Origin of the sequence: Streptomyces sp. NPDC059534 (assembly GCF_042743475.1) — a bacterium.
In the GTDB taxonomy this organism is placed as follows: Bacteria; Actinomycetota; Actinomycetes; order Streptomycetales; family Streptomycetaceae; genus Streptomyces.
In genome coordinates this window covers 1-10087 of sequence record NZ_JBHWAQ010000083.1, presented here as the reverse complement: position 1 = coordinate 10087, position 10087 = coordinate 1, and the positions used below count along the sequence as shown (strand labels likewise).

9 protein-coding genes are annotated in these 10087 nt (G+C 73.0%); 4 read left to right on the top strand and 5 right to left on the bottom strand.

Annotated elements, in window-relative coordinates; all coding sequences use genetic code 11:
• Positions 1-75: 75 nt before the first annotated feature.
• The gene (locus ACFVZH_RS39265) at positions 76-1359 is read right to left on the bottom strand and encodes an adenylosuccinate synthase (protein ID WP_384905296.1); all 1284 of its coding nucleotides are present in this window, start codon (positions 1357-1359) and stop codon (positions 76-78) included.
• Between the two features lie 143 nt (positions 1360-1502).
• On the opposite strand from ACFVZH_RS39265, the gene ACFVZH_RS39260 reads away from it, so the two are divergent.
• Positions 1503-2312: a diacylglycerol kinase gene (locus tag ACFVZH_RS39260; RefSeq protein WP_384905294.1), complete on the top strand. Its 810-nt coding sequence runs from the start codon at positions 1503-1505 to the stop codon at positions 2310-2312.
• Between the two features lie 16 nt (positions 2313-2328).
• The gene (locus ACFVZH_RS39255; protein ID WP_384905292.1) at positions 2329-3714 is read left to right on the top strand and encodes a hypothetical protein; all 1386 of its coding nucleotides are present in this window, start codon (positions 2329-2331) and stop codon (positions 3712-3714) included.
• Here ACFVZH_RS39255 and ACFVZH_RS39250 read toward each other — a convergent pair.
• Positions 3684-4214, bottom strand: a complete 531-nt coding sequence (locus tag ACFVZH_RS39250) for a GbsR/MarR family transcriptional regulator (protein WP_384905290.1) — start codon at positions 4212-4214, stop codon at positions 3684-3686. The genes ACFVZH_RS39255 and ACFVZH_RS39250 overlap by 31 nt on opposite strands.
• A gap of 62 nt (positions 4215-4276) precedes the next feature.
• Here ACFVZH_RS39250 and ACFVZH_RS39245 point away from each other — a divergent pair, with 62 nt between their 5' ends.
• Together ACFVZH_RS39245 and ACFVZH_RS39240 are read left to right on the top strand one after the other, a co-directional pair.
• The gene (locus ACFVZH_RS39245; protein WP_384905288.1) at positions 4277-5173 is read left to right on the top strand and encodes an ATP-binding cassette domain-containing protein; all 897 of its coding nucleotides are present in this window, start codon (positions 4277-4279) and stop codon (positions 5171-5173) included.
• Complete coding sequence (locus tag ACFVZH_RS39240; protein WP_384905286.1) at positions 5170-6735, top strand: ABC transporter permease; 1566 nt, start codon at positions 5170-5172, stop codon at positions 6733-6735. The genes ACFVZH_RS39245 and ACFVZH_RS39240 overlap by 4 nt, the downstream gene beginning before the upstream one ends.
• A gap of 9 nt (positions 6736-6744) precedes the next feature.
• On the opposite strand, the gene ACFVZH_RS39235 is transcribed toward ACFVZH_RS39240, so the two are convergent.
• The 3 genes from ACFVZH_RS39235 to ACFVZH_RS39225 all read right to left on the bottom strand — a co-directional run bounded on the left by ACFVZH_RS39235 (position 6745) and on the right by ACFVZH_RS39225 (position 10024).
• Positions 6745-7932, bottom strand: a complete 1188-nt coding sequence (locus tag ACFVZH_RS39235; RefSeq protein WP_384905284.1) for a cytochrome P450 — start codon at positions 7930-7932, stop codon at positions 6745-6747.
• A 119-nt stretch (positions 7933-8051) separates the two neighbouring features.
• On the bottom strand, positions 8052-8714 hold the full coding sequence (locus ACFVZH_RS39230) for a response regulator (protein WP_384905282.1): 663 nt from the start codon (positions 8712-8714) through the stop codon (positions 8052-8054).
• The gene (locus tag ACFVZH_RS39225; protein WP_384905280.1) at positions 8711-10024 is read right to left on the bottom strand and encodes a sensor histidine kinase; all 1314 of its coding nucleotides are present in this window, start codon (positions 10022-10024) and stop codon (positions 8711-8713) included. Before ACFVZH_RS39225 ends, ACFVZH_RS39230 begins: the two co-directional genes overlap by 4 nt.
• Positions 10025-10087 lie beyond the last annotated feature (63 nt).

Sequence of the window (10087 nt, the reverse complement as noted above, 5' to 3'; positions counted from 1 at the left end):
CCCGAACGACAGCGTGCTCCCGTCCCCGGAGCGATCCGGGGGCGGGAGCACGATGCGTGGGGCGTGAGGCGTGTCCTACAGGAACGAGTTGATCTCGATCGTCTCGGTGCGGCCGGGGCCGACGCCGATCGCGGAGATCGGCGCACCCGACATCTCCTCCAGGGCCTTCACGTACGCCTGCGCGTTCTTCGGCAGGTCGGCGAAGGTCTTGGCCTTGGTGATGTCCTCGGACCAGCCCGGCAGCATTTCGTAGATCGGCTTCGCGTGGTGGAAGTCGGTCTGCGAGTAGGGCAGCTCCTCGACGCGCTTGCCGTCGATCTCGTACGCGACGCAGACCGGGATCTCCTCCCAGCCGGTCAGCACGTCCAGCTTGGTGAGGAAGAAGTCGGTCAGGCCGTTGACGCGGGTGGCGTAGCGGGCGATGACCGCGTCGAACCAGCCGCAGCGACGGTCACGGCCGGTGGTGACACCGCGCTCGCCGCCGATGCGGCGCAGGGCCTCGCCGTCCGCGTCGAACAGCTCCGTCGGGAACGGGCCGGCGCCGACACGGGTCGTGTACGCCTTGAGGATGCCGATGACCCGGCTGATCTTCGTCGGGCCCACGCCGGCGCCGGTGCAGGCGCCGCCCGCGGTCGGGTTCGAGGAGGTGACGAAGGGGTACGTGCCGTGGTCCACGTCCAGGAGGGTGCCCTGGCCGCCCTCGAACAGGACGACCTTGTCCTCGTCGAGCGCGTTGTTGAGGATCAGGGTGGTGTCCGCGACGAACGGCTTGATCTGCTCCGCGTACTGGAGCATCTCCTCGACGATCTGGGCGGCGTCGATCGAGCGGCGGTTGTAGAGCTTGGCGAGCAGCTGGTTCTTGCCCTCCAGCGCCGCCTCGACCTTCTGGACGAGGATCGACTCGTCGTACAGGTCCTGGACCCGGATGCCGACGCGGTTGATCTTGTCGGCGTAGGTCGGGCCGATGCCGCGACCCGTGGTGCCGATCTTGCGCTTGCCGAGGAACCGTTCCGTCACCTTGTCGAGGGTGACGTTGTACGGAGTGATCAGGTGAGCGTTACCGCTGATCAGGAGCTTCGACGTGTCGACGCCACGCTCGTTGAGCCCGCTCAGCTCGGAGAGCAGGACCGCCGGGTCGACGACGACTCCGTTTCCGATCACCGGGGTACACCCCGGCGAGAGGATTCCGGAAGGGAGAAGATGCAGCGCGTACTTCTGGTCGCCGACGACGACGGTGTGGCCGGCGTTGTTGCCGCCCTGGTAGCGCACTACATAATCAACGGATCCACCGAGGAGGTCGGTGGCCTTTCCCTTGCCCTCGTCACCCCACTGAGCACCGAGCAGCACAAGTGCGGGCACAGGCGTACACCCCTTCCGGGTGGGGCATGTCCAAGGTCAGGGGGCATACGCCGCCTCACCGGTGTGCCCCGGAATAGACGAAGCCCCTGGCGCAATAGCGCAAGGGGCTCTTGCACAAAGATGCTACCCGAGGAAGGACCGAGGTGTCGGATCACGACCAGCTGCTGGTCATCGTCGACCCGGTCGCCCGCCGATGTGACGGCGAGTCCGTACGGATCGCGAAGGATGTCCTGTCCGCGGGCGCGGAGGCGAAGATCTGCCTGCCGGACGGCCCGGAGGAATTCTCCCGTGCCCTGGCACGGCGCGGTTCCAGGCGCCCCGTGGTGCTCGGCGACGACCGTGCGCTGCTGCGTGCGGTGACCCTGCTCCACCGGGACCGCGCCCCCTCCCACGCGCCCCTCGCGCTCGTCCCGATCGGCGCTCCCGACCGGCTCCAGGTCGCTCGCGCGCTCGGCGTGCCGCCGGGCACCGTGGCGGCCGCCCGGACGGTCCTGGACGGTGTGGCGCGCCGCCTGGACCTGCTCGTGGACGACAGCGGCGGGGTCGTCCTGCAGCGCCTGGACGTCCCGGCCTCCCACCTGCTCGCCGCGGCGGCGCCCACCGTCTGGGACACCTGCCGCTCCCTGGTCCGCACCCTGGCCCGCCCGGCGCCCGCGCCGGTCATGGCGCGGGCCCACCGGCTGCGGGTGGAGGCGGACGGAGTGCTGCTCAGCGACGTGGACACCCTGCTGGAGGGCCTGACCGTGCGCGCCCTGGGCGGCTCGGCCGCCCTGACCCTCGCCCCGGCCGGCGCCCCGCCCGTGCACGCCACCGCCCAGACCCTGAGGGTGACCGGACCCGACTTCCGCTACCGCGCCGACGCCACGGTCTCGGGGCCGGTGCGGCGGCGGGAGTGGACGGTCCGGGCAGGGGCCTGGGGGCTGACGCTTCCCCGGGAGGCGGGAGCGGTCTAGCCTCCCCGAGGGGTACGTGATCACGCGGGGCAACGGGGGGTTCGTGGTGGAGTGCGCGCTGGACCGGGAGGCGACCCGGCGGGGGCTCGGGCGCTACCGGAGGCAGGCGGTGCGGGGCACGGGCGCGGGAGCGGCCCTCGTGGGCCTCGGCCTCGTCTTCGTCCTCCTGCCCGTCGACGCCTCCTGGGCGTCGGACGTGGCCGCCGGCCTCGGCACCACGGGTCTGATCGTGCTGGGCATCGCCCTCAGCGCTTTGCGGAGCGCCGGGCGGATGCGGCGGGCGCTGGCGGCGGGACCGTGGTCGGCCCACCCCGCCGTGGCCGTCGTCCGCGGTGGCATGGTGCCCCCTTCGATCGTCCTGGGCGACCGGGTCGGCGGACAGGCGTGGCCGCTCACGATGGCGGCGACGAAGCAGCGGTACGAGCGGGTGCTGCCGGGTCCCGACGCCGTCCTGTGGTGGTGCGGCGACCCGGACCGCGGCGGCGTGATCGCCCCGCCCGGCGGCGAGGAGCTGATCTGGGCGCGGGCGGTACGGGGCTACCACACCCGGAACCGGACCATCGGGCTCGCGGCGGCCGAGGGGCTGTTCGACCGGCCGACGCCCGTCCAGCCGCGGGGCTCACGCATCGGATTCCCCGAGGGCGAGGGCGACAGCGACACCGGGGCCCGTACCGAAGCCGGTACCCAGGCCCGTACCGAAGCCCAGGACCGTCATCCCCTGACGTACGCGGTCCTCGCCGCCGCCGCCCGGCGGCAGGCCCTGCCCGGGACCGGCCGCGCGCGCCGCGAGGCGGACGTGCGGGCCGTGCCGTGGTGGCGGGTGCGCTCGCTGCGGCACGTGGCGGGCCTGCCGCGGCTGCTGATCTCGCCGGTCCCCGTCGTGACCGGCCTGTTGATGCTGGGCCGTCCGCAGGACTACCCCGCCGTCGTGGCGTACGCCGTCATCGCGTTCGGCGTGGGCCTCTTCCTGCACACAGGCCGGCGCTTCCTCGCCTCCGGCCGCGCCGCCGCCCGGCTGCTCGCCCGGTCCGCGCAGGCCCCCGGGCCCGTACCGAAGCGGTACACCCTGCTGTTCGACCCGGTCGGCGGTGCTCCGGTCCTCGTCCTCTTCCCGCACGGCGGTGGGCCGGAGGACCTGCCGGAGGCGGTGCTCCGGCTGTACCCGCCGGGCACGCTGAAGGACCCCCGCAAGGGGCTGCCCTCGGCCCCGTCCGGTCCGGTGGAGCTGCGGGGCCGGCCGGACGGCACCGACCGCGGCGAGCCGGTGGTCCCCTGGATCGAGGGGCGGCCGGTGTGGCCCGCCGGTCCGTACGAGGAGCTGCGACCGGGTGATCCGGCGGCGCGGGAGTACCTGGAGCGGCTCGCGCCGCCTCAGGAGGCTTCGGGGGTCCCGGCTCCCTGAGCCTCCTTGTGGACGCGCCAGCGGTCCATGATTCCGGACATCTCGCCGTGCAGGAAGGCGAAGAACTCCGCCGTCTCCGTCGTGCGGCGGCCGGCCGCGCTGTCGGGGCCCAGGGTCTCCGCGCCCTCCTTCAGGACCTTCTCCCAGCGGACCAGGACCTGGTCGCGGCGGGTGAAGGTCTCGTACCAGAGCTCGTTGTGGAGGACGTAGCGGTCGCGGCGGGTGCCGGGGTCGCGTTCGCGGCTGACCATGCCGACCTGGGTGAGGTAGCCGATCGCGCCGGAGACGGCGGCCGGGCTGATCCGGAGGCGTTCGGCGAGTTCGGCCGAGGTCATGGAGGCGGTCTCGGAGGCGAGGAGGGCCGCGAAGACGCGGCTCGCCATGCGCTGCATGCCGGCGGCGGTCATCTCGGCCGCGAAGCGCTCGACGAAGCGGGAGACCGCCTCTTCGCCGGTCCCGCCGGTCCCGTCGGTGCTCGTCGTCATCTCGCTCTCACCCATCCCCCGACTTTATACGCTTCCTTAACTTCACAAGTTTGTGAAACTACCGTACGTTCAGAATCATGGCGAAGGCAATCAGCGTCGTCGGACTGCACAAGTCCTTCGGGCGCACCCAGGCGCTCGACGGCCTCGACCTCGCCGTCGAGACCGGCGAGGTCCACGGCTTCCTCGGCCCCAACGGCGCCGGGAAGTCCACCACCATCCGGGTCCTCCTGGGCCTGCTGCGGGCCGGCTCCGGCGGCGCCCGGGTGCTCGGCAGGGACCCCTGGGAGGACGCCGTCGAGCTGCACCGGCGGATCGCGTACGTCCCCGGGGACGTGACCCTCTGGCGCAACCTCTCCGGCGGCGAGGTCATCGACCTGTACGGCCGGCTGCGGGGCGCGCCCCTCGACAAGGCCCGGCGCGCGGAGCTCGTCGAGCGCTTCGAGCTCGACCCCACCAAGAAGGGCCGCACCTACTCCAAGGGCAACCGGCAGAAGGTCGCCCTCGTCGCCGCCTTCGCCGCCGACGTCGACCTGCTCGTCCTCGACGAACCGACCAGCGGCCTCGACCCGCTGATGGAGGAGGTCTTCCGCGGCTGCGTCGAGGAGGCCCGCGACCGGGGCCGGACCGTCCTCCTGTCGAGCCACATCCTCAGCGAGGTCGAGACGCTCTGCGACCGGGTCAGCATCGTCCGCAAGGGCCGGACCGTCGAGTCCGGTTCCCTCACGGAACTGCGGCACCTGACCCGTACCAGCGTCACCGCCGAACTCGCCGCGCCGCCGAACGGACTCGCCCACCTCCCCGGCGTCCACGACCTCACCGTCACGGGCCTGCGGGTCGGACTCCAGGTCGACACGGACAAACTCGACGCCGTCCTGCGCTCCCTGACCGCGTCGGGCGTACGGAGCCTCACTTGCACCCCGCCCACCCTGGAGGAGCTCTTCCTCCGGCACTACGCGGCCGAGGCCGCGTCATGAGCCTCGCCGGCACCGGAACCCTCACCCGGCTCGCCCTGCGCCGCGACCGGCTGATGATCCCCGTCTGGGCGCTCGTCACCGGAGGCATGGTCGCGAGCGGCACCGGTTCGCTCGAAGGGCTCTACGGCACGCCCGCCGAGCGGGCCGAGGTCGCCGCCTCCATGACGGCGAACAGCTCGATGCGCTCGCTCTACGGACCGGTCTTCGACGACTCCCTCGGCGGCCTCGTGGCCTGGCGGTTCGGCACCTTCGCCGCCGTACTCGCCGCCGTCGCGAGCCTGATCGTGGTCGTCAGGCACACCCGCGAGGAGGAGGAGACGGGCCGTCAGGAGATGCTCTCCGCCGGGGCGGTCGGCCGCCGGGCCCCGCTCACCGCAGCGCTCCTCGCCGCCCTCACCGTCAACACCGCCGTCGCCCTGCTCGTCACCGCCGGCCTCGCCGGGCAGGGCGCGGCGGGGGCACTCGCCCTCGGCCTGGCGATCGGCGCCACCGGCATGGTCTTCGCGACCACGGCCGCGCTCGCCGCCCAGCTGACGGAGAGCGCCCGCCTGGCCAAGGGCATGGTCGCGGCCGCCCTCGGCCTCGCGTTCGTCCTGCGGGCGGCCGGCGACGCCGGTACGAGCGACGGGGACTCCGTCCTCACCTGGCTCTCGCCCATCGGCTGGAGCGAGAACGTCCGCGCCTTCGCCGGCGAACGCTGGTGGGTGCTGCTCCTGATCGCCGGGGCCGTCCTGCTCCAGACGGCGGCGGCGTACGCGCTGGCCGGCCGCCGCGACGTCGGCGGCGGCTTCCTGGCGACCCGGCCCGGACCGGCGGAGGGACGGCTCGGCACGGCGGGCGCGCTCGCCTGGCGGCTCCAGCGCGGCTCGCTCCTCGGCTGGTCGCTCGGCTTCCTGCTCGGCGGGCTCGTCTTCGGCGGGATGGTCGAGGGCGCGGCGGACATCGTCGGCGACAACGAGCGGGCCCGGGAGATCTTCGAGCGGATGGGCGGGCAGAGCGCGCTCACCGACGCCTTCCTCGCCACCATGGTCTCCCTCTTCGGGATGGTCGCGGCGCTGTTCGCGGTCGGCTCGGTGCTGCGGCCGCACGGCGAGGAGACCTCGGGCCGGGCCGAACCGCTCCTCGGCTGCGCCCTCGGCCGGGTTCGCTGGGCCGCCGGCCACCTCGTGATCGCCTTCGGCGGCTCCGCCCTGATCCTCGTCCTCGGCGGCCTCGGCCTGGCCCTCTCGTACGGGCACGACCCCGGCCCCGTCCTGGGCGCCTCGCTCGTGCAGCTCCCCGCGGTGTGGACCCTCGCGGGCCTGGCGGTCCTGCTCTGGGGCGCCGCCCCAAGGGCCGCGGCCGCCGCCTGGGGCATCGCCGGGCTCTGCCTGGCCCTCGGCTGGATCGGGCCGGCGCTCGACCTGCCGCAGGCCGTCCTCGACCTGTCCCCCTTCGGCCACCTGCCGAAGCTCCCGGGCCAGGACATGGCCTGGACCCCGGTCCTGGCCCTCACGGCACTGGCGGCGGCGCTGACCGCCGCCGGCCTTGCGGGGCTGCGCCGCCGGGACCTGGCGGGCTGAGGTCCGGGTTCACACCTCGACGAGCAGCTCCTCGAAGCCCCGGATGACGTACCCGGGCTTCCGCGCCGGCTCGGCCGCGAGCCGCAGGCCCGGCGCCTGCCTCAGCAGCTCACCGAAGACGGCGGTGAGTTCGAGGCGGGCGAGGGGGGCGCCGAGGCAGTAGTGGATGCCGGCGCCGAAGGTGATGTGGGGGTTGTCGGCCCGGTCGAGGTCGAGGGTGTCGGCGGTGGGGCCGAAGCGGGCGGGGTCGCGGTTGGCGGAGCCGAAGAGCAGGGCGACCTCGGAGCCGCGCGGGATCACCTGGCCGCCGAGGTCGATGTCGTCGAGGACCCAGCGCTCGAACATCTGGAGCGGGGTGTCGTACCGCAGAAGTTCTTCCACAGCTGTGGACAACTTTTCGGGATCCGGACGGACGCCCTCCCGAAGCAGCGTCCACCAGCCGTTGACGGTGGTGTTCACGGTGGCCTCGTGGCCCGCGTTCAGGAGGAGTACGCAGGTCGAGATCATCTCCTGCTCCGTCAGCTCCTCGACCGCGATCAGGGACGAGACCAGGTCCGTGCCCGGTTCCCTCCGCCGCCGCGCGATCAGCTCCCGCAGGTAGTCGGAGAACTCGATCGACGCCTCGACCGCCCGCCGGGCCGTCTCCTGCGAGGGGTTCAGCTCGAACATCCCGCAGATCGCCGCCGACCAGGGCCGCAGCCTGCCCCGCTCCTCGTCGTCCTCCGGGACGCCCAGCATCTCCGCGATCACCGCGACCGGCAGGGGTTCGGCGACCGCGGACTGCAGGTCCCCGCCGCCCGCCGCGACCAGATCCGCCACGAGCCCGGCGGCCAGCCGCCGTACCGTCGGGGCCAGGTCCTCCACCGTCCTCGGCGTGAACGCCTTCGAGACGAGCCGCCGGATCCGGCTGTGGTCGGCCCCCTCCAGATCGAGCAGCCCGTGGTCGTTGAGCGTGTGGAACGGCTCGTACGCGGCGTCCGGGGCCTCCCGGCCGAACTCCTCGTGCGTGAAGCGGTGGGTGTACGTCCGGCCCAGCCGCCGGTCCCGCAGAAGCGCCGACACGTCCTCGTAGTGCGGGATCAGCCACTGCCGCGTCGGCGCGTACCAGTGGGCGCGGCCGGCGGCGCGCAGCTCCGCGTAGGCGGGGTAGGGATCGGCGACGAACTCGGGCGACCAGGGGTCGTAGGCAGCGTCCATGAGCGGACGCTACCCGCGCCGATCGCCGACACCGCTCCTGTACTCGCCCCGCGGCGAGCCCGGCAGCGGTCCTGGCAGCAGTCCTGGCTGCCGGGCCCGGCAGCGGGCCCGCCGGCCGTTCAGCCGCCGACCCGCACCAGACCCGCCTCGTACGCGAAGACCGCCGCCTGCGTGCGGTCGCGCAGGCCGAGCTTCACCAGGATCCGGCTCACATGGGTCTTGATCGTGGACTCGGCGACGACGAGGTGCTCGGCGATCTCGGCGTTCGACAGGCCCTGCGCGATCAGGACGAGGACCTCCGTCTCCCGCTCGGTCAGCTCCCCGATCTGCGCCATCGCCGGCGGGCGCGGCGTGCTCCCCGGCGCCTTCGCGAACTCGGTGATGAGCCGCCTGGTGACGGTCGGCGCGAGCAGCGCCTCGCCGGCCGCGACCACCCGCACCCCGTCGGCGAGCTGCCGGGCCGAGGCGTCCTTGAGGAGGAAGCCGGAGGCCCCGGCGCGCAGCGCCTGGTACACGTACTCGTCCAGGTCGAACGTGGTCAGGACCAGCACCTTCGCGTCCGCGTCGGCGGCGACGATCTCCCGGGTGGCGTCGATGCCGTTCAGCTCGGGCATCCGGATGTCCATGAGGACCACGTCGGGGTGGAGGGCGGCGACCTGCGCGATCGCCTCCCGGCCGTTGACGGCCTCCCCGACGACCTCGATGTCGGGCATCGCGCCCAGCAGCACCGAGAAGCCCTCGCGGACCATCATCTGGTCGTCGACGATCAGTACACGGATCACTGCTCGGCCTCCTCGCGGCTCACGGGGACGAAGGCGGTCACCTCGTAGCCACCGTCCTCGGTCGCCTCGGCCGTCATCTCCCCACCCAGCATCGTCACCCGCTCCCGCATGCCGGTGATGCCGTGCCCGGCGCCCGGCGAGGGCTTCACCAGACCGCGCGCGGGGCCGTTGGCGATCCGCAGGCCCAGGCCGCCGAGGACATAGCTGACCTCGACCTTCGCCGCCGCGCCCGGCGCGTGCCGCAGCACGTTCGACAGGGCTTCCTGGACGATCCGGTACGCGGACAGCTCCACGCCCTGCGGCAGCTCCCGTACGGCGCCGGTCACCGTCTTCTCGACGTCGAGACCGGCCTCGGTGACATTGCGGATCAGTACGTCCAGGTCGCCGAGGGTCGGCTGCGGGGCGTCGGGCGCCTCGTAGTCCTCCGCCCGCACGACCCCGAGGATGCGGCGCAGCTCGGTGAGCGCGGCGACGGCGTTCTCGCGGATGGTGAGGAACGCCTGCTCCAGCTCCGGCGGCGGGTTCTCGACCCGGTAGGGCGCGGCCTCCGCCTGGATGGCGACCACCGACATGTGGTGGGCGACGACGTCGTGCAGCTCGCGGGCGATCGTCGTCCGCTCCTCCAGGACCGTCCGCTTGGAGATCTCCTGCGCGGTGACGGTCTGCTGCGCGGTGACCTCCAGATCCGCCTGACGCCGGACCTGGATCATCGAGACGGTGAGCAGGACGAGGGCCGAGACGAAGAGCAGCGGGATCGAGTCCGAGCTGACCCCCCTGCCGAGGAACATCTCGGCGAAGAGGCAGTACCCGGCCGTCACCAGCCACATCCACACGGCGGTACGGGGCCGCATGCGGGCCGCTACCACCGCCAGGACCACCAGATGCCCGACCAGGCAGGCCGCCGACCACGGCCAACCACCCCCGAAGCCACCGAGGTACCCGACGAACGGTGCCGCGCCGAGCGACGCCCAGAAGGCGAGGACCGGCCGGACCAGTGTGAGCAGCACGATCACGGCCGGCGCACAGGTGGCCACCAGCGCCGTCACACCGAAGCCGTAGTAGATCCGGTCGTATCCCAGCGCGAAGACGATCACCGCGCAGAACGCGACGAAAGCATGCGGGAGCAACCCCGCGTAGACGCGTATCCGCTTCGGCAGGAACCTGGTCGGCCCGCTGTCCACGTCCATGCGCGGCAGCGGCCGGTAGGCGAAGGCGTCGTGGAAGAGTTCTTCGCGCAGCCCGCCGAGCGCCACCTGCACCAGGTGGAGCTCGGGGCTGCGGCTCGTCTCGGAGGTCCGGGTATCGGTCACACCAGGAACGGTACGGGGGGCGGGAGACCCGGTCGTCCCGCTGGATGCGGATCCTTCCGGGTC